We start from the raw sequence: 16,485 nt of genomic DNA, 5'->3' as shown, positions 1-16,485 counted from the left end.
CTCGCCCCGGCCGTTTCATCCACAGGGGTAAGCAGCCATGGTTTCAGAGACGAGCGACGAGCGGGTCAGGTCCGTCTCACGCCTCAGCCGCCTGTTGAGCAGGCCCGAGCTTGGCGCGGCCGCCGGCACCGTACTGGTCTTCGTGTTCTTCGCCATCACGGCGGGAGGCTCGGGACTGTTCAGTGCCAAGGGCATCATCAATTTCCTCGAAGTCTCGGCCCAGCTTGGCATTCTCGCCGCACCCGTGGCGCTGCTGATGATTGCCGGCGAGTTCGACCTGTCGGTCGGCTCGATGATCGGCTTTGCCGGCATCCTCATCGCCATCCCTTCCGTGTTCTGGGGCTGGCCGATCTGGCTCTCGCTGCTGTTCACCTTCGCCGTCTGCGGCGGCATCGGCGCGCTGAACGGGCTGGCCGTCGTCAGGACCGGCCTGCCCTCCTTCATCGTGACGCTCGGCAGCCTGTTCATGCTGCGTGGCCTGACGCTCGGCCTCACGCGCGGCATCTCGGGGCGGACCCAGGTGTCGGGCGTGCATGAACTGGCGTTGCACGATCCGCTCAACAGCCTATTTTCGGGACAGGTGTTTTCCGGCCTGATCGCCTGGCTTGCCGACATCGGCCTGATCGGCAAGCGGGCCGACGGCCTGCCGTCGATATCGGGCATTCCGGTGTCGATCGTGTGGTGGATCGTGCTGACGCTGGCCTGCACCTGGCTGTTGACGCGCAGCCGCTTCGGCAACTGGATCTTCGCCGCCGGCGGCGAAGCCAATGCCGCCCGCAATCTCGGCGTGCCGGTGGCGCGCACCAAGATCACGCTGTTCGTCATGACGGCACTCGCGGCCGCCCTGTTCGCGGCGATCCAAGTGCTGGTCACGGGCTCGGCCGACACGCTGCGCGGCACGCAGAAGGAGTTCGAGGCCATCATCGCCGTCGTCATCGGCGGCACGCTGCTCACCGGCGGTTACGGATCGGCCATCGGCGCCATGTTCGGCGCCCTGATCTTCGGCGTCGTGCAGATGGGCATCTTCTACACCGGCATCGACACCGACTGGTTCAAGCTGTTCATGGGCGCCATGATGGTCATCGCGGTGCTGTTCAACAGCTATGTGCGCAACCGGGCCATGAGGAGCCGGTGATGGCCGAGCCCTATGTCGAACTGAAGTCCGTTAGCAAATATTTCGGCTCGGTCGTGGCGCTGAAGGACGTGTCCTTCGATGTCTGCCCCGGCGAGGTGCATTGCCTGCTTGGCGACAATGGCGCCGGCAAGTCGACGCTGATCAAGACGCTGTCCGGCGTCTACACGCCCGACGAAGGCGAGATCCGCGTCCAGGGCAAACCGACACGCTTTGCCTCGCCCGCCGATACGCGCAACAGCGGCATTGCAACGGTCTATCAGGACCTGGCACTGGTGCCGCTGATGAGCGTGGCGCGCAACTTCTTCCTCGGGCGCGAGCCGATGCGCAAATTCGGGCCGATCAGCCAGTTCGACGCCGACTTCGCCAATCGCACCGCCTATGACGAGCTGTCGGCGATGGGCATCCAGCTGCGCGATCCCGAACAGCCGGTCGGCACGCTGTCGGGCGGCGAACGGCAGTGCCTGGCGATCGCGCGTGCCGTCTATTTCGGCGCCAAGGTGCTGATCCTGGATGAACCGACATCGGCACTGGGCGTCCACCAGGCATCGGTAGTCCTGAAGCTGATCGTCCAGTCCAAGGCGCGCGGCATCGGCGTCATCTTCATCTCCCACAACGTTCACCACGCCTACGTCGTCGGCGACCGCTTCACGCTGTTGAAGCGCGGCCGAAGCACCGGCACTTATGCCAAAGGCGAAATCACCCGCGACCAGCTGCTCAATCTGATGGCGGGCGGCAAGGAACTGGTAGATCTGGAACAGGAACTGGCGAAGTCGGCCAGGAATGGCTCGGCGTAAGACAAACGATCAAAGAGCTGGATCTGTCTTGCCCGGGAGGCCGCGCGGCTGGCCAGCCTGACCGGTGCACGCCGCCAAGCGGCCGTTGGCGTCAGGTGCGAATGCGACGAAAAAGCGTTTCTACAATCACGTTGAACCGCTGGGTCGTCAAACGCGCGGGCCGCGAGCATGGCTCCATAGACGGTCGCCATGAAGGCTTGGGCATCGATTTCGGGGGATGCCTCAGGATGCAGGGCTCCCTGTTCTGCACCGAGTTCGAACAGCCGTTGCAGCCATTTGCCGAGATTGGTGAAATGGCCGCGAACGGGCGCCAGCCCTCGGCAACGCCATCTTCGCCGCCACCGGTGAGCACGTACGCCGGCTGCCGTTGCGCGACCTGGGGTATTCGCTGGCGGTTTGAGGGGGCGACTCATGAAAGAAACTCCATTGCGAAGTCATTCCTCCAAGCTCTCTCGAAGTTTGATCAGGCTGCGCCGAAGCCAGGTTCGCATTGTGTTGAGCGGCACATTGTGACGCTGTGCAAGCTCAGCGTAGGACATGCCCTGCTGATATGCGCCCCTTATGGCCGCTGCTTTTTCTGTGCTCAGAGCGTCGATGCATCGGTCGAGAAGAGCGGTCTGGTCGCTTTCAATCAGCAGCTCTTCGGCCCATGGTCTCATGTCGGCAATATCGCCCGCGGCCGCCAGGTCGAAAGCTGGAGGGCGGCGTGATCTGACAAGATCGATCGAATGATTGCGCGCAATCGCCGCAAGCCAGGAGATCGGACTGAGTTCCGAGGCCGCATATCGATCAGCCTTTGTCCATATCTTTACATAGACGTCCTGCAGTGCCTCCTCAGCTTCCCCTTTGTCGCCCAAAATACGCACGCATGTACCGAACAATTTCGCGCACGTATGTCTGTAGAGCAGATCGAACGCGTCTCGATCACGCATGCTCGTTCGCAAGATGAGCTTTGTTATCTCGTCTCGAGTCAGCAAGACGCAGCCCTCTTCCAAAGCGGCTCCTGTCCTTCAGCCACTTGGATCTATGCGCCTTCGGCGGAATGGGAGGGGGCGTCGCGACCAACCCGACGCTCCGGTTGAACAATATCGCCCTTGCGCGCTCGACCGCGTCCCCAGCAACCATCGCTCGGAGCAACCGACGCTGGCAGGTGGTTCACCGAGGAACGCCAGCGCTGATCGATCTTCTCCAGCGCGGCTTCGTCGAAATCCGACGCCTGTTCCCAGTACCTGCCATGTTCGACAAAATAGCCGAGTTCATCCTCGAGTGTGTCGGCGGTCTCGATGGAAATCGGATCGATGGCGCCATCAAGCATCGCTTTAATCGCCTTGATCCGAAGCGGGGTAAGTCGCTCGATAAACCGCAGGGTTACCCGCGGTATGGCAAGACGACTTTCAGGAAGGTTTGAAAGATTGAGGCAGATTGTTCCGCAACGCAGGGCTTTGGCGAACAGCCTTCCAGATTTCGCCTCCAAGTCCCTCAATGTCACGTCGTCGCGCAGCGGGTCAGCTGTTCCAACGCCATAGAAATGCGTCGGCGCGTTGTTGGGATAAATCATGTCGCAGCCCAGGAACGCCATCACATCAGGCTTGAGGGCCTTCAGAGCCCAATAGGCAGCGGTGAACGCCATTGTGCCGCCCGCATAGACAAACCCACCGAATGCATTCTGGGCGGGGACGAAGGCATCGGATTTAATGATCGATGCCAGCCCGGAACGTTGATCGTTCGGCAGGCGGTCATCAGGAAAATCGTCAGGGTGAATCAAATAGTCCCAATCAGGCCGTACTCGCCAGGCATTGTTTATGACGACAATGGAGGAGAACGCCCCTCTGGACCAATCTCCGCATCGAACGGCATCTGGTGCGCTGCCGACGATCAAGACAACATTTGGCATGTCAGGCCCCCTTCCTGTTTGCGTCTTGGATCCGTGCGCGCCTGCTGAGCGTGTACGCACACCTTTCGTCAAGGATCACGATGCCTGCCTCCTTAGGAGCTGCCCTCGGCGCACAGGGTTCTGATCATTTCAGTCGCAATACGGTTGCCGGGCCGAAATGGATCACAGCTCGCTGAAAAACGGATGGCTGGCGGACAAAAGTGATCTGAAAGTCAGAGGTGGGTCAAATCAGTGATCCAAAAGGCCGCCTGACGCGTAATGGACTCGAGAAAGCCAGTAACGCTGCCTTGCCAGCCGGAGCAGGATAGAGCGTATAGCAGAGCGATGGTGGAATTCGATCCAGCCCGGCTGATCAGGCGTGTCGCGGCGAGTCAGGATCGCGACGCGTTCGCGGAACTGTTCGAACATTATGCGCCGCGCATCAAGGCGATGATGATCCGGCGAGGCGCAAGTCGTGACCGTGCAGAAGATCTGGCGCAGGAAACATTGATCAGACTTTGGCGCAAGGCTGCACAATATGATCCCGAGCGAGCGACTGCGTCGGCCTGGGTTTATGCGATCGCCCGCAATGTCAGCGTCGATGAGAGTCGCCGCGAAGGCCGCGCCACCGCATGGATCGAGGACGATGGCATGCTGGAAGAGCAAGACAATGACGAGCCTGAGGGTCAACTGCTCGTCGCTGAGCGTGAAGCGTATGTCAGATCATCGATAGGTGCACTGCCGGATGAACAGTTGCGCGTCATTCGCCTCTCATTCTTCGATGGCCTTGCACACGCCGAGATCGCAAATCTCCTCGGCATCCCGCTGGGCACCGTCAAGTCGCGGATCAGGCTTGCCTTGCAAAGGTTGAGAGACAGAGTTGGTGAGCTGAAATGACTGAGGCCATTGCCCATCATCCGACCGACGAGACCCTCGCGGCCTTTGCTTCGGGCACGCTTGATGAAGCGCGCGGGCTCGTCGTTTCGATGCATCTGTCCTTGTGCGCTGCCTGCAGCCGCAAGGTGGAAGGGTACGAGGCGATAGGTGGCGAGCTTCTTGAACAGGCAACACCGGTATCAATGGAGCCAGGCGCGCTGGGCAATGTTTTGCGCCTGATCGAAGAGAACTCCGCTGCCCCCGAGACAAGACCAAAAGAACCGCTTGACCGCTATCGGCTTGGGCCATGGCGTTGGGTTGGGCCGGGCGTGCGCCAACGTTCGGTATCGGTGCCTGAAGTCTCGAACATCAAGGTGTTCATGCTGAAGGCGGCGCCAGGAACCAGGCTGCCACACCATAAGCATACCGGCTACGAATGGACATGCGTGCTCGAAGGGGCATTCGAACACCAGTTCGGCCGCTACGGCCCTGGTGACTTCGACGAGGCCGACGAGACAATGGAACACAAGCCGACCGTGTGTGAGGGCGACCCCTGCATCTGTATCGTAGCACTCCAGGGCAACATCGTGCTTCAAAGCCGGCTTGGCCGCATCATACAGCCGCTGCTCAGGCTTTAGAGCAATTCCAGGAAAAGCTACCCCGCTCTGCTGGGCTTTACAGGGGTGCTCGTTTGGGATCGAAGCAGAAGGAGTTTCAAACTCGGATATTCCGCACGCCTCTTCAGCGACGCGGCGCCAACCGCTTGTGACACGCGAATGACCCTCGATCTGATTATCCGCAATGTCCGGCTCGAAGATGCCGGTCCAATCGTCGACATCGCCGTTGCCGATGGCAGGATCGTTGCCATCCATCCGCGCATTCCCGGCAAAGCGGATGAAGAGTTCGATGCCGGCAGCAATTTTGCCTGCGCGGGCTTTGTCGACGCCCATATGCATCTCGACAAGGCCTGCCTTCTCGATCGCTGCGCCATCTGCGAAGGCACGCTGGCCGAGGCGGTCCGCGAGACGTCAAAAGCCAAATCCGGTTTCACCGAAGCGGACGTCTACGAACGCGCGTCGCGCGTGGTTGAAAAGGCCATCGGCCACGGCACGACGCGGATTCGTAGCTTCGTGGAAATCGATCCGCGTGCGGGCTTCCGGTCCTTCGAGGCGATCAAACGCATCCGCACCGACTATTCTTTCGCCATCGACATCGAGATTTGCGCCTTCGCCCAGGACGGGCTGACCAATGAAACCGAAACGTTCGCCATGCTGGACGAGGCGCTTGGCGACGGCGCCGATCTGGTTGGCGGATGCCCTTACACGGACCCCGATCCGCGGCGCCATATCGAACTCATCTTCGATCTCGCCGAAAAATACGATTTGGCGGCGGATTTTCACCTGGATTTCACCCTCGACCCGGACAGAACGGATCTGCCGTTCGTCATCGCCGAGACCGTGAAAAGAGGCTGGCAAGGGCGCGTCGCACTCGGCCATGTCACCAACCTTTCGGCAATGGCGCCCGATCAGGTCTCCCAAATCGGCGCGCGACTGGCCTCGGCGGGGATAGGACTCGCGGTGCTTCCGGCGACTGATCTCTTCCTCAACGGACGTGGCCACGACAGATTGGTTCCGCGCGGGATTGCGCCCGCCGATCGTCTTGCGGCAGCAGGCGTCGCCGTGGCGATCGCCACCAACAATGTGCTGAACCCTTTCACGCCATTCGGGGATGCCTCGCTGATCCGCATGGCCAATCTCTACGCGAACGTCGCGCAACTGACGTTGGACGCGGATATCGCCGCCGTCTTTGCCATGGTGACATCAGGCCCTGCCCGGCTGATGTCAGCGCCCTATGGTCTGGTGGTCGGGGCGCAGGCCGATATCGTGCTGCTCGAATGTGAAGGACCGTCAGCGGCCGTGCGCGAAGCCGCGCCCGTGATTGCCGGCTGGAAACGCGGCCGCAATAGTTTTTACAACGGCCCCCGCAAGATACTCCGACCTTGAGGCTAGCGCACGGCGACGCGACAACGGTCCAGCGCGAATGCTTGGAATAGGTTGAGGGAGCTGGTTGTTGCGCTCGTAAGCTCGCCGGCGTGGTTCTACTGCTCCGAAAAACTCACGCTCACGCCGCGCTGGCGAAAATAAGCCTGCATCAACTTGCGGCCCGAGCGGTTGCCCTGCGCCAGCTTGGTCGGATCGAACACCGCCTGTTTTATCCCCTGTCGGGTCAGCGCCGCCTTCAGCGCCGCGATATGGGCGTCGAGCTCGGCATTGTCCGCCCGGAGCGAGGCATAGATATTTTCGGTCGCCTCGGCCACGGTCACTTCGGTCATGGGTGTCGTCCTCTGGTTGGTCGGGCGGCGGCTTAGCACAGATTCGCGGTTCCACCGATACCGGCGGGACCGTCAGCGCACAGCCCAGCGTTTTGGGGTTCACGCAATGTCGCATGATGGCCGATGGCCTACTGCGTCAGACCCGCACCTGGCTCCATCTGGATATCCGCAGGCGTGACGCCGAACCGCCGCTTGAATGTCCTGTGAAAGTAGGAAAGGTCGTTGAAGCCCACCGTGAAGGCGACATCGCTGATCTTGCGATGGCGAGCCGATCCACCCAGCAAAAGCTGGCGAGCAAGCAGCAAACGCTGCTCCAGTACAAATTCCGAGAAAGTTGTGCCGGAGGACGCGAACATTCGCTGCGCCTGTCGCAGGCTGAGGCCGTTCGCTTTGGCGACGGTCTCGACAGTCAGGCGGCTCTCGCCGAGATTTTTGAGAATGTCGGCTTTCATCAGGTTCAACCGTGCGATCAAGACATCGCTTTGCCCGGCCAGGTTCTTCTGCTCGGCACTTGTTCCGATGAAGTGACCGACCAGATCCGCCAGATGCTGCGCCGCCGCCTTCTGGCCGGCAAGATCGAGCTCTCCACCAATCTCGCTACAAAGCGCTGAATAACGCTCGATCATGACGCCCCAGGCCCGGTCGTGTCCAAGCGTGCGGGCCAGTTGCGTCTCGGCGGACGGCGCGACCTGCAAGAGCAGGCGTCTGGGAAACCGTGTGGTCGTAAATCCGCCGGTCTGGTTGAGGTCCAAGGTGCCGGCGATGTTCATTTCGGTCAGGCACATTTGTCCCGCCATCAGATCGATCGTCTTCATTTCCTGGGTCACGCGCACCTTGCCGCGCGTGGCGGAAATCAGCACCAGATCGTCGCAGCCATCGACCAAGAGGTCGCGGGTGCGCGCAAAGCGTGCCGAGCGCCCCTTCGGAGTGGCAATGGCGATCGAGTCAAGCAGCACGAATTCATTGTGGCAATCGATGTAGTTATCTTGCGCCGGTCCAACATCGAGTCGGCAAAACTCGCGGCAAATACCTTCACGCCAGGCCTCGTAGGCCGATCCCTTGGCCAGGCCGTGGTGAAAGATCGAAAGGCGATTTGGCGGCTGCGCCTGGCGCATGACCTGTACCGTGAATCGTGAAGCATTCGAGTTTAAACGAGCGCCAATCGTTTTTGCTTTGGCAGGCGCATGTCACCACAGTCCACACGCTTGGCGCGATAGTCCACGACTGCGGTCAAGCCGCTTGGTACCACCCCGCCGGTTTCAGGTAAAGCCACCTGCGAGACGGTACGAAATGACTGGATATTACACCGCCGGCCACCACGTAGCCGGCCGCCACAATGCCGACAGCGAGCGCGTGCGCCGGTTTCGAGACGCGGCCCTGCCATGCCTCGATGACGCCTACAGGCTCGCCTATTTCCTGCTGCGAAACCGCACGGACGCGGAAGATGCCGTACAGGAATGCTACCGGCGTGCGCTGCATCACTTCGAAGGCCGGCGCGGCGAGGCCGTCAGGCCCTGGCTGCTCTCCATTCTCAGGAGCGTTTGCTACACGCAATTCGCCCGGCGTGTGGAACAGGAGACCCCGGTGGACCCGGCAGATCCTCGACAGGCGCAAAAGCTGCCGGCCGAGCCAGGCTCCGAGATCCCCGACCCCAGGGAAGGCGTAGCCATCCGGCAGCTTGTCTATTCGTTGCCGGCGCCCTTGCGTGAAGCCATGGCCATGCGCGAGTTCAACGATATGCCTTACCGCGAAATCGCAGAGGTGGTCGGAGTGCCACTCGCCACCGTGATGTCGCGTCTCGCGCAGGCCCGCGAACTGCTCTTGACCCGGTGGCAACCGGGCGACAAAGCCGCATGAAAGCCAGGGGCCTCATCTGGTGCAAGCCGCCTACCCCCTACCCGAAAATCCGCTCGCCCTGCTCGTCGATCAATTGCATGCCCTTCTTGATCGAGATGTCGACGGCGTCGTCGAGGCCGGCGAAGCGGTCGGCGCGGATGAATTTGTGTTCCTTCATCACGCCGTCGACCTCCTTGGAGACGGTGCCGCAGGTCTGGTACTGGCCCTCGGCCTTGTAGGGCGTGGCGCTGATCAGGAAGCCCTTGTGCTCGACCTGCTTGGCGGGCGCGGCACTTTTGGGCTCGGCCGCCGCTTCACCGCCACCGCCGAAAAGACGTTTCAGAAAAGACATCGCTCAAATCTCCTTGTTCGTCCTGCACACCGCGGTCCATTCGCGATTCACGACGTTTTCGTCCCAGAATGCGCGAATGTGCCGCCGCGTTCCAGCCCCCTGATGAAGACAGCGACCAGGAGCTCGATCTGCCGGTCAATCTCGTCGGCCTGCCGGCGCACGGATCTGGCCGCATAGCCGCTGGTGACGATCCCATGCACGCTCGACCACAGCGTGCGCGCGGCGATCCCGCGCGTGTCGTCGTCGAGGTCGAAGTCGCCGCCGGCGAGCACCTGGGCGATGATCTCGAACAGCTGGTCGAGCCGCGCTTCATCGGCGTCAGGCTCGGTCAGCGTCGGGCGCCGCCTGTTGAAGGCGAGCAGCGCCGGCCAGCTGCCGGGATGCGCCTCGACAAAGCGCACATAGGCGTCGGCCAGCGCCAGCAGGCGCTGGCGCACATCTGTGACGCCGCGTTTGCCGAGATCCGCCATCGCCGCCGCGCCTGCCGCGCCCAGCCGGTCGAGCAGCCGCATGTTGACGGCACGGTGCACCCCGTCGAGATCGGCAAACAGATTGTAGACCGAGCCGACGGAGATGCCCGCCTGCTCGGCGATGGTCCTCGCCTTCAGATTGTCCATGCCGCCCTCGTTGAGCAGCACCTCGGCAATGGCCAGCACCCGCCCGCTTATTTCTTCCCTGTCCAGTGCCATATCAGTCCTTGTGGATACGCCCTATGCGGCAGGTTGGTTCGAGCCGCCATCTCCCCTCGTTTACCATATAAGGGATTTCGTGAACAGTGTTCAAAATCTTCTTGAACACTGTTCATTTCCTGCTACGTTGGCTTCGTGAACATTGTTCACCGCAAACATTCGAAGGGAGAAGAACCATGCTTAGCCTGATCAGAACATTGCTCGACGGCGCCAGCGCACGAGCCGAGGACGGCCTCAAGGACCGCTTCGCCATCGACCTTCTGGCGCAGCGCATCCGCGACGCCGAGACGGGGCTTGCCGCCGCCAAGCAGACGCTTGCCTCGCTGATCGTTCGCCAGCGTGCCGAGCAGGCCGGTCTCGACCAGCTCGACCGCCGTCACGCCGATCTGGAAAGCCGCACCATCAGCGCGCTCGCCGCCGGCAACAGCGGGCTTGCCGAAAGCGGTGCGGCTGCAATCGCCGAGCTGGAGAATGAACGCGAAGTCCGCCGCGCCACCGTGCAGAGCCTTGGCGAAAAGACGTTGCGGATGCGCGTTTCAGTGGAGCGGGCGCATCGCCGCATTATCGACCTCAACCAGGGCATGATCTCGGCCCGCGCCATCGACGCCGAGCGCAAGGCGCAGTCACGCCTGGTCAGGTCGATCGGCCATTCCGCCAGCATCAACGATGCCGAGGAACTGCTCGCCCGCATCAAGGGAGCCAGCGATCCGTTCGAGGAGGCCGGCATTCTCGACGAGATCGACGGCGAACTGCGTCACGAAGCGATCCGCGACCGCCTCGCCGACGCCGGTCATGGCCCGGCGGTTAAGGTCCGCGCCAGGGACGTGCTCGAGCGCCTGAAGACCATCAACTGAAAACCAGACTTTCCAAACCTGATTTCCATCAAGCCAACCATCGTCAAATCAACGGAGAACTCCAATGAACGCCAACCAGACCTACATCATGTTCAACACCGCCGCTGTCGGTGCCGCCTATTTCATGCTCGGCCTGTCGCTGTGGCTGGCACCGGTCGACCTGTCGACCAAAGGCTATTGGGCAATGGGCATCCTGCTCTTGACCGGTAGCTTGGTGAACCTGGTCAAATACCGCACCGACGAACGCCTGTCGGCCGAGATGACCGCCAAGATCGAGAAAGCGCGCAACGAAAAGCTGATCAGCGAATATGTCGGCAAGGAATGATGTCGGCCTGCCCTGACGCAAAAGCCCGGGTCTCCCCGGGCTTTTTCGTGCGTTTATCGCGCCTGGATCAGCGATGCGACAGCGCTTCCAGCGCTTCGGCGGCGGCTTCGAGGATGGCGATCGCCTCGGCCTGCTTCTCGGCCGGCGCATCGACGATGTCGCCGAGAGCCGCACGCAGGCGGTGGCGCACGGTACGGAATTCGTCACGCGTTTCCGAGCGCTCACCACGGCCGCCACGGCCACCGCGGCGCTCCTCGCCATCGTCGTTCCAGCCGAACCAGTCGCGCGCCTTGGCCATCTTGCGGCCGAAACGTTCGAGATGTTCGAGCACGCCGTCGATCATCTCGCGATTGTCGGCAAGATGCGCTTGGCCCGCCTCGGTGATCGAAAACACCTTCTTGTTGCCATCCGCGGCGGAAGCGGCATAGCCGGCTTCTTCCAGGAACGTCAGCGTCGGGTAGACCACGCCCGGGCTCGGGCTGTAGATGCCGCTGGTGCGCTCTTCCAGCGCCTTGATGATGTCGTAGCCGTGGCGCGGCGCCTCGGCCAGCAGCGACAGCGTGATCAGCTTGAGATCGCCATCGGCCAGCATGCGGCCGGCGCGGAACATGTCACCCGGGCCACCACGCCCGCCACCGCGACCGCCATGTCCGAACGGTCCAAAGCCGCCGCCCCCTCTGCCACCAAATTTGCCGGCCATGTGCATGAAGATGCGTTCGCCGAAATGATTGTGTCTGTGCATTGATTGCTCCTTAAGTTCTATCTTACGATATATCTTAATTAGGCGCGCCCTCTTGTGAAGTCAAGATATATCTTACGATGTATCTGAATGTCGCGCCAGCACCGCTTCACGAACCCGTGCTGTCACGCTGGCGCGCCCACGAAACAAACCGGACATCCGCTGCGAAACCCAAGCAAGGCCTTGCAGGGAGGTTGCCATGCCGTCAGCTACAGACAACAAGACCGCACTGGTGCTGGCGGGCGGCGGCAGTTTCGGCGCCGTGCAGGTCGGCATGCTGAAGGCGCTTGTCGCCGCCGGCGTGACCGCTGACTTCGTCGTCGGCTCCAGCGTCGGCGCCATCAACGGCGCCTGCTACGCCGCGGCCGCCACGGTGGAAAACATCGCGCGGCTGGAGACCCTATGGCGCGGCATCACACGCAACGACGTCTTTCCCATGAGTTGGCGCACGATGCTGGGCTTCGCGGCACGGCGGGATTTCCTGTCGGCCTCCCATGGCATCCGCAACCTCATCGAGCGCAACCTGCCCTATCGCAATCTCGAGGACGCGCCGATCCCGATCCATATCATCGCCACCGATCTCTTCTCCGGCGAGGCGGTCGTGCTGTCGCGGGGCAGTGCCGCCGACGCCATAGCCGCCAGTTGCGCCATTCCGGTAGCGTTCGCGCCGGTGCGCATTGGCGAGCGGCTGCTGATCGACGGTGCGGTCACCTCGAACACGCCCGTTCGGGTCGCCGTCGGCCTTGGTGCAAGCCGCCTGATCGTGCTGCCGACCGGATTTTCCTGCAATTTGCACACACCACCGCAAGGTGCGGTCGCCAACGGCCTGCACGCGTTGACATTGCTGATCGCCAGGCAACTGGTTCGGGAACTGGACACGCTGGCGAGCGACATCGACTACGCGATCGTGCCGTCGCTCTGTCCCCTGGCAGGCTCGGCCTACGATTTCACCCGCACCGCCGCCCTGATCGATGACGCCGAAAAATCGACGCTGGCCTGGATCGAGGCCGGAGGATTGTCGACGCGCTTGGTTCCAGATCAGTTGCGCGCGCACTCGCACCATTAGATGCAAAATGAGAGCCGGCTTTTGGAAAACCATTCCCAATCAGGAAGATGCAACTGCATCCAGGTTCAAATCTTGAGCAGCGGATCAGCCGTTACCAGCGGCCCTTGCGGCGGTTCCAGGCATAGAGCAGACCGGCGAAGCGATCATAGGCAAAGCGCGTCAGCGGCAAGGCAACCGGATTGCCGAAAAGCGCGGCCAGCCAGCCCTCGCCCGGCGTGATCCTCCACACCGCGATGGCGACATCGGCGCCGACCAGCAGCCGGCCATCCGCGTCGGTGGCATGCAGCCGGCGGCGGATGTCCTCCAGCGAGACGCCAAATCCGGCAAGTGCCGCCGGCTCCGGATTGATATCGCGAAATTCGATCCGCCCGGCCTTGACCGCCTCGATCAGCCGCCGCTTCTGCCTGACAATGCCGGCATCGCAGACGGGGCACCGCGTGTTGTACCAGACGGTCAGTTCAGGCCTGGGCTTGAGCATGATCTTGGCACGCTCAGCCGTGGCCGTGACGATGATGCAGGTCCGGATAATGCGGATGCCGATGGCGCATCGGTGCGTGCCGGTGCCAGTGCGAATGCGGCTCGCTCACCGGCCCGTCATGATGGTGCTGGTGGTGTTCGTCGTGCACATGGTTGTGCTCGTGTTCCAGTTCCTCATGGTCGTGTTGATGGTCATGACGCTCCGACAGATGCAGCCACAGGCCGACGCCCATCAGCAGCCCTGATATCACCAGATTGAAGGTGACGGCATCGCCCAGCATGGCGATGGCCAGCAGCGCACCGATGAACGGAGCCAGCGAATAATAGGCGCCGGTCCGCGCGGTGCCGAGATGGCGTAACGCGACGATGAACATCACAAGGCTGACGCCGATGCCGAAGAAGCCGACGGCGGCCGTCGCCGCCACGATTGACGCTGGAGGAAACGAAGCCCCGGCTGCCATGGCCAGCCCGACATTGACGGCACCCGCCACCAACCCCTTGAGCATGGCGATCACCACCGGATCGGTGGCCGAGATCTTGCGGGTGAAATTGTTGTCCAGCCCCCACGCCAGGCATGCCCCGGCGACCAGCATGGCGCCAAGGTTGAAGGCGACGCCGTCGCCTTGCCACGACAGCAGAACGGCGCCGGCAAGGATGGCGAAGGCGCCTACGAGCAGCCGCCGGTCGACATTCTCGCGGTAGACGAGCCAGGCGATCGCCATCGTCGCCAGCCCTTCGAGATTGAGCAGCAGCGCCGAACTGGACGCGGTGTTCAACGTCAGGCCGAACATCAACAGCACCGGCGCGACGATGCCACCCATGCCGATTGCCAGCGCCAGCCACGGAATATCCCGAGCAGCCAGTTGCGCCTCGCCGGCGGCGGCCTGCTTGCCGCGAAGCAGGCGATAGAAAGCGAGGCCGACACCGGCGCCGAGATAGAGCAGGCCGGCAAGCATGAAGGGGTTCACGGCATCGAGCAGCAGCTTCGAAAGTGGCGGCGTCGCTCCGAACAGGATAGCCGAGCCAAGCGCCAGCGGCACACCGGGCCAGAGATGCGAATGGGAATGCGGCTCGGACATGATCTCACCCTATATCGCGCTGCGCGTCACTTGCCGCGCATGGCCGCCTTTGGCCCGACGCATTTGTTGTCGCGAAACAGCGCCCACTCCTCGCACAGGCGCCCATTGGGCAAGCGGCAAAATCCGTATTCGTTGCCGGCCTTGTCCTTCCTGATCACCACGCGCCCGCCGATCTCGCCGCAATGCAGGGATGCCGGATTGGCCATGCCGACCGGCTTTTGCGCGACGGCGTAGGCATCGATTGGCGGCTCCGATATCAAGGCAAGGCCAACAACCAATATCGAGACTTTCTTCATCGCGATCTCCCCTGGCGCATCCTATCACGGCGAAGCGTTCCGTCCTGCGGCAAAGCGCCGTCACGCCGTCACCTGGTCATCGCCGTCGAGAAACCGGCCGCTTTCACCCAAGCGACGAGATGATCTCGCGGTAAGCGAATTCCGGGAAGGCCTTCAGCGTCCGGGACTTGAGGTTTCCGCTCACGGCCAGCATCAGCGCAAAACGCGCCAGCACCGCATCGTCGGGCGCTTCGACCACCGCGACCATGTCGAATTCGCCCATGGTCAGGAAGAACGATTTGAACGATCCGCCCATCTCGGCCAACTGCTTCCTGGCAGCGTCGAGGCGCTTTGGCGAATCGCGCACGTTCTTCGCGCCCTGCTCGGTCCAGTTCATCAGCATGATGTAGGTCGTCATGGTACGCCTCCTTCCGGGGCCACGGACACGGCGGCTTGGCCGGGGCGGGCATCCGGGTTGTCGCCCAGAAAATGCATCCGATACGAAATTATCCTCCCGCGGCGAACGTCCCGCAAGGATGCATCCACGCCCTCATGTGGGAGCTTGAGGCGACGGTCACCGCCAACCAGGGAAAGCCGGTTTAAAAACCCGCCTGATTGCGGCAATCTCCGCCGTGGTCATCGATCCGGGAAATCCCGGCCGACGTCGAGGGCCAGCCAGCCGCAGGAGAACTTCATGCGTGAGACAACAAACCTGCCGCCGGACCGGATCGACATTCCTGCCGCATGGATCGGCGAGGACATGGCGAAAGATCCCCAGAATTGGCTGGTCGAATTGGATCCCCGGGACATCGCCGAGTTGGAATTGGCGGCAACCGGATTTCTTGCCGGCTCGCAGGATATCGGCGGCCTGACCAGGGCCGGTTTCCCCTTGCCGCGACTTGCCGGTCATCTTGCCGCCCTTCGCGAGAAACTGGTCGTGGGCATTGGCTTCGAGGTGCTGCGCGGTCTCCCGGTCGAAAGATATTCCGCTGAAATGACGGCAACGATCTTCTGCGGGATTGGCGCCCATCTGGGAAGCGCTCGCTCCCAGAATGCCCAGGGCCATATACTCGGCCATGTCCGCGACATCGGCGCCGACGCGAAGGCCGCCACGACGCGCATCTACCAGACGGCGGAGCGCCAGACGTTTCATACAGACTCCGCCGATGTCGTCGGCCTGCTCTGCCTGAGGGATGCCATGCAAGGCGGCGAGTCCCTGCTGGTCAGCTCGGTGACGATCTACAACGAGATGCGCAAAAGCCGGCCGGATCTCGCCCGCCTGCTGTTTGATCCGATCGCCACCGACCGGCGCGGCGAGATACCGGAGGGCGAAAAACCCTATTTCGAAATCCCGGTCCTCAACTGGCATGCAGGATTGCTGACCGGCATCTATCAGCGCCAGTACATCGACAGCGCGCAGCGCTTCCCGGATGCCATGCGGCTGAGCGCGGCGCATGTCGAAGCGCTGGATCTCTTCGACAGCCTTGCCAATAATGTCAGGCTGAACCTGTCGATGCGGCTGCGGCCCGGCGACATGCAGTTCGTCTACAATCATTCGCTGCTGCACGACCGCATGGGTTTTCGCGACTGGCCGGACCCGGACAGGCGGCGCCACATGCTGCGCCTGTGGCTGTCAGTCCCCGGCGACCGTCCGCTGCCCCTGTGTTTCAGACAGCGTTATGGCTCGATCGAGATCGGCGACCGCGGCGGCATCGTTGTGAAGGGAACACGGCTGAACGTGCCGATTTGATGCAAGAAACGAAAAAGGGCGCCAGTCGGCGCC

At 62.3% G+C, this 16,485-nt stretch carries 21 protein-coding genes; 10 read left to right on the top strand and 11 right to left on the bottom strand.

From position 1 onward, the window contains the following. Positions 1 to 37: 37 nt before the first annotated feature. Positions 38 to 1,135: an ABC transporter permease gene (locus A3A9_RS0110155; protein ID WP_027058690.1), complete on the top strand. Its 1,098-nt coding sequence runs from the start codon at positions 38 to 40 to the stop codon at positions 1,133 to 1,135. Next, on the top strand, positions 1,135 to 1,929 hold the full coding sequence (locus tag A3A9_RS0110150; RefSeq protein ID WP_027058689.1) for an ATP-binding cassette domain-containing protein: 795 nt from the start codon (positions 1,135 to 1,137) through the stop codon (positions 1,927 to 1,929). Before A3A9_RS0110155 ends, A3A9_RS0110150 begins: the two co-directional genes overlap by 1 nt. Positions 1,930 to 2,363: 434 nt before the next feature. Here the strand turns inward: A3A9_RS0110150 and A3A9_RS0110145 are convergent, their stop codons facing one another. After that, complete coding sequence (locus A3A9_RS0110145; protein WP_027058688.1) at positions 2,364 to 2,903, bottom strand: sigma-70 family RNA polymerase sigma factor; 540 nt, start codon at positions 2,901 to 2,903, stop codon at positions 2,364 to 2,366. Between the two features lie 50 nt (positions 2,904 to 2,953). Beyond that, positions 2,954 to 3,823 (bottom strand): hypothetical protein, encoded by an 870-nt coding sequence (locus A3A9_RS38565; RefSeq protein WP_202596361.1) that lies wholly within the window; start codon positions 3,821 to 3,823, stop codon positions 2,954 to 2,956. Positions 3,824 to 4,147: 324 nt separating this feature from the next. Here A3A9_RS38565 and A3A9_RS0110135 point away from each other — a divergent pair, with 324 nt between their 5' ends. The 3 genes from A3A9_RS0110135 (at position 4,148) to A3A9_RS0110125 (ending at position 6,681) form a co-directional block, all read left to right on the top strand. After that, positions 4,148 to 4,699, top strand: coding sequence for a sigma-70 family RNA polymerase sigma factor (locus A3A9_RS0110135; RefSeq protein ID WP_033838452.1), 552 nt, complete (start codon positions 4,148 to 4,150; stop codon positions 4,697 to 4,699). Beyond that, positions 4,696 to 5,316, top strand: a complete 621-nt coding sequence (locus tag A3A9_RS0110130; protein ID WP_027058686.1) for a ChrR family anti-sigma-E factor — start codon at positions 4,696 to 4,698, stop codon at positions 5,314 to 5,316. Before A3A9_RS0110135 ends, A3A9_RS0110130 begins: the two co-directional genes overlap by 4 nt. Before the next feature lie 138 nt (positions 5,317 to 5,454). Continuing rightward, the gene (locus A3A9_RS0110125) at positions 5,455 to 6,681 is read left to right on the top strand and encodes an amidohydrolase family protein (protein ID WP_027058685.1); all 1,227 of its coding nucleotides are present in this window, start codon (positions 5,455 to 5,457) and stop codon (positions 6,679 to 6,681) included. A gap of 95 nt (positions 6,682 to 6,776) precedes the next feature. Here the strand turns inward: A3A9_RS0110125 and A3A9_RS0110120 are convergent, their stop codons facing one another. Continuing rightward, positions 6,777 to 7,010: a hypothetical protein gene (locus A3A9_RS0110120; RefSeq protein ID WP_027058684.1), complete on the bottom strand. Its 234-nt coding sequence runs from the start codon at positions 7,008 to 7,010 to the stop codon at positions 6,777 to 6,779. Between the two features lie 128 nt (positions 7,011 to 7,138). Next, positions 7,139 to 8,125 carry an AraC family transcriptional regulator gene (locus tag A3A9_RS0110115; protein WP_027058683.1) on the bottom strand — a complete coding sequence of 329 codons (987 nt, stop codon included), beginning with the start codon at positions 8,123 to 8,125 and terminating at the stop codon, positions 7,139 to 7,141. 175 nt (positions 8,126 to 8,300) lie between these two features. Between A3A9_RS0110115 and A3A9_RS38560 the strand changes: the two genes are divergently transcribed. Then, positions 8,301 to 8,867, top strand: a complete 567-nt coding sequence (locus tag A3A9_RS38560) for a sigma-70 family RNA polymerase sigma factor (protein ID WP_051370842.1) — start codon at positions 8,301 to 8,303, stop codon at positions 8,865 to 8,867. Positions 8,868 to 8,904: 37 nt separating this feature from the next. Here the strand turns inward: A3A9_RS38560 and A3A9_RS0110105 are convergent, their stop codons facing one another. Together A3A9_RS0110105 and A3A9_RS0110100 are read right to left on the bottom strand one after the other, a co-directional pair. Continuing rightward, a complete protein-coding gene (locus A3A9_RS0110105; protein ID WP_027058682.1) occupies positions 8,905 to 9,198 on the bottom strand; it encodes an HlyU family transcriptional regulator in 294 nt (97 codons plus the stop codon). Positions 9,199 to 9,245: 47 nt separating this feature from the next. Next, complete coding sequence (locus A3A9_RS0110100; RefSeq protein WP_027058681.1) at positions 9,246 to 9,887, bottom strand: TetR/AcrR family transcriptional regulator; 642 nt, start codon at positions 9,885 to 9,887, stop codon at positions 9,246 to 9,248. A gap of 176 nt (positions 9,888 to 10,063) precedes the next feature. Between A3A9_RS0110100 and A3A9_RS0110095 the strand changes: the two genes are divergently transcribed. Both A3A9_RS0110095 and A3A9_RS0110090 read left to right on the top strand, forming a co-directional pair. Next, positions 10,064 to 10,741: a PspA/IM30 family protein gene (locus tag A3A9_RS0110095; protein ID WP_027058680.1), complete on the top strand. Its 678-nt coding sequence runs from the start codon at positions 10,064 to 10,066 to the stop codon at positions 10,739 to 10,741. Positions 10,742 to 10,805: 64 nt separating this feature from the next. After that, positions 10,806 to 11,066 (top strand): YiaA/YiaB family inner membrane protein, encoded by a 261-nt coding sequence (locus tag A3A9_RS0110090; protein ID WP_027058679.1) that lies wholly within the window; start codon positions 10,806 to 10,808, stop codon positions 11,064 to 11,066. A gap of 67 nt (positions 11,067 to 11,133) precedes the next feature. Here the strand turns inward: A3A9_RS0110090 and A3A9_RS0110085 are convergent, their stop codons facing one another. Continuing rightward, positions 11,134 to 11,808: a PadR family transcriptional regulator gene (locus A3A9_RS0110085; RefSeq protein ID WP_027058678.1), complete on the bottom strand. Its 675-nt coding sequence runs from the start codon at positions 11,806 to 11,808 to the stop codon at positions 11,134 to 11,136. A 196-nt stretch (positions 11,809 to 12,004) separates the two neighbouring features. Between A3A9_RS0110085 and A3A9_RS0110080 the strand changes: the two genes are divergently transcribed. Further along, on the top strand, positions 12,005 to 12,871 hold the full coding sequence (locus tag A3A9_RS0110080) for a patatin-like phospholipase family protein (protein ID WP_027058677.1): 867 nt from the start codon (positions 12,005 to 12,007) through the stop codon (positions 12,869 to 12,871). Positions 12,872 to 12,962: 91 nt separating this feature from the next. Here the strand turns inward: A3A9_RS0110080 and A3A9_RS0110075 are convergent, their stop codons facing one another. The 4 genes from A3A9_RS0110075 to A3A9_RS0110060 form a co-directional block, all read right to left on the bottom strand. After that, entirely contained in the window at positions 12,963 to 13,349 is a 387-nt protein-coding gene (locus tag A3A9_RS0110075; protein ID WP_027058676.1) for a thiol-disulfide oxidoreductase DCC family protein, read from the bottom strand. Positions 13,350 to 13,362: 13 nt separating this feature from the next. After that, positions 13,363 to 14,427 (bottom strand): DMT family transporter, encoded by a 1,065-nt coding sequence (locus tag A3A9_RS0110070; protein WP_027058675.1) that lies wholly within the window; start codon positions 14,425 to 14,427, stop codon positions 13,363 to 13,365. A gap of 26 nt (positions 14,428 to 14,453) precedes the next feature. Beyond that, positions 14,454 to 14,723, bottom strand: coding sequence for a putative hemolysin (locus A3A9_RS0110065; protein ID WP_027058674.1), 270 nt, complete (start codon positions 14,721 to 14,723; stop codon positions 14,454 to 14,456). 103 nt (positions 14,724 to 14,826) lie between these two features. Next, complete coding sequence (locus tag A3A9_RS0110060; RefSeq protein ID WP_027058673.1) at positions 14,827 to 15,120, bottom strand: GYD domain-containing protein; 294 nt, start codon at positions 15,118 to 15,120, stop codon at positions 14,827 to 14,829. Between the two features lie 276 nt (positions 15,121 to 15,396). Here A3A9_RS0110060 and A3A9_RS0110055 point away from each other — a divergent pair, with 276 nt between their 5' ends. Next, positions 15,397 to 16,452 carry a TauD/TfdA family dioxygenase gene (locus A3A9_RS0110055; RefSeq protein ID WP_033838451.1) on the top strand — a complete coding sequence of 352 codons (1,056 nt, stop codon included), beginning with the start codon at positions 15,397 to 15,399 and terminating at the stop codon, positions 16,450 to 16,452. Positions 16,453 to 16,485 lie beyond the last annotated feature (33 nt).

The organism is Mesorhizobium loti CJ3sym, assembly GCF_000472785.1.
GTDB lineage: Bacteria > Pseudomonadota > Alphaproteobacteria > Rhizobiales > Rhizobiaceae > Mesorhizobium > Mesorhizobium loti_E.
Note: the sequence above shows the minus strand (reverse complement) of the source record. Positions and strands in the feature narration are given on the sequence as shown.

What these genes read in the sequence shown, in the direction of transcription:
- A3A9_RS0110155 (WP_027058690.1), top strand. Translation starts at nt 38, where the DNA reads ATGGTTTCAGAGACGAGCGACGAGCGGGTCAGGTCCGTCTCACGCCTC.
- A3A9_RS0110075 (WP_027058676.1), bottom strand. Translation starts at nt 13,349, where the DNA reads ATGCTCAAGCCCAGGCCTGAACTGACCGTCTGGTACAACACGCGGTGC.
- A3A9_RS0110080 (WP_027058677.1), top strand. Translation starts at nt 12,005, where the DNA reads ATGCCGTCAGCTACAGACAACAAGACCGCACTGGTGCTGGCGGGCGGC.
- A3A9_RS0110055 (WP_033838451.1), top strand. Translation starts at nt 15,397, where the DNA reads ATGCGTGAGACAACAAACCTGCCGCCGGACCGGATCGACATTCCTGCC.
- A3A9_RS0110095 (WP_027058680.1), top strand. Translation starts at nt 10,064, where the DNA reads ATGCTTAGCCTGATCAGAACATTGCTCGACGGCGCCAGCGCACGAGCC.
- A3A9_RS0110085 (WP_027058678.1), bottom strand. Translation starts at nt 11,808, where the DNA reads ATGCACAGACACAATCATTTCGGCGAACGCATCTTCATGCACATGGCC.
- A3A9_RS0110115 (WP_027058683.1), bottom strand. Translation starts at nt 8,125, where the DNA reads ATGCGCCAGGCGCAGCCGCCAAATCGCCTTTCGATCTTTCACCACGGC.
- A3A9_RS0110100 (WP_027058681.1), bottom strand. Translation starts at nt 9,887, where the DNA reads ATGGCACTGGACAGGGAAGAAATAAGCGGGCGGGTGCTGGCCATTGCC.
- A3A9_RS0110090 (WP_027058679.1), top strand. Translation starts at nt 10,806, where the DNA reads ATGAACGCCAACCAGACCTACATCATGTTCAACACCGCCGCTGTCGGT.
- A3A9_RS38565 (WP_202596361.1), bottom strand. Translation starts at nt 3,823, where the DNA reads ATGCCAAATGTTGTCTTGATCGTCGGCAGCGCACCAGATGCCGTTCGA.
- A3A9_RS0110120 (WP_027058684.1), bottom strand. Translation starts at nt 7,010, where the DNA reads ATGACCGAAGTGACCGTGGCCGAGGCGACCGAAAATATCTATGCCTCG.
- A3A9_RS0110070 (WP_027058675.1), bottom strand. Translation starts at nt 14,427, where the DNA reads ATGTCCGAGCCGCATTCCCATTCGCATCTCTGGCCCGGTGTGCCGCTG.
- A3A9_RS0110060 (WP_027058673.1), bottom strand. Translation starts at nt 15,120, where the DNA reads ATGACGACCTACATCATGCTGATGAACTGGACCGAGCAGGGCGCGAAG.
- A3A9_RS0110135 (WP_033838452.1), top strand. Translation starts at nt 4,148, where the DNA reads ATGGTGGAATTCGATCCAGCCCGGCTGATCAGGCGTGTCGCGGCGAGT.
- A3A9_RS0110065 (WP_027058674.1), bottom strand. Translation starts at nt 14,723, where the DNA reads ATGAAGAAAGTCTCGATATTGGTTGTTGGCCTTGCCTTGATATCGGAG.
- A3A9_RS38560 (WP_051370842.1), top strand. Translation starts at nt 8,301, where the DNA reads ATGACTGGATATTACACCGCCGGCCACCACGTAGCCGGCCGCCACAAT.
- A3A9_RS0110125 (WP_027058685.1), top strand. Translation starts at nt 5,455, where the DNA reads ATGACCCTCGATCTGATTATCCGCAATGTCCGGCTCGAAGATGCCGGT.
- A3A9_RS0110105 (WP_027058682.1), bottom strand. Translation starts at nt 9,198, where the DNA reads ATGTCTTTTCTGAAACGTCTTTTCGGCGGTGGCGGTGAAGCGGCGGCC.
- A3A9_RS0110130 (WP_027058686.1), top strand. Translation starts at nt 4,696, where the DNA reads ATGACTGAGGCCATTGCCCATCATCCGACCGACGAGACCCTCGCGGCC.
- A3A9_RS0110150 (WP_027058689.1), top strand. Translation starts at nt 1,135, where the DNA reads ATGGCCGAGCCCTATGTCGAACTGAAGTCCGTTAGCAAATATTTCGGC.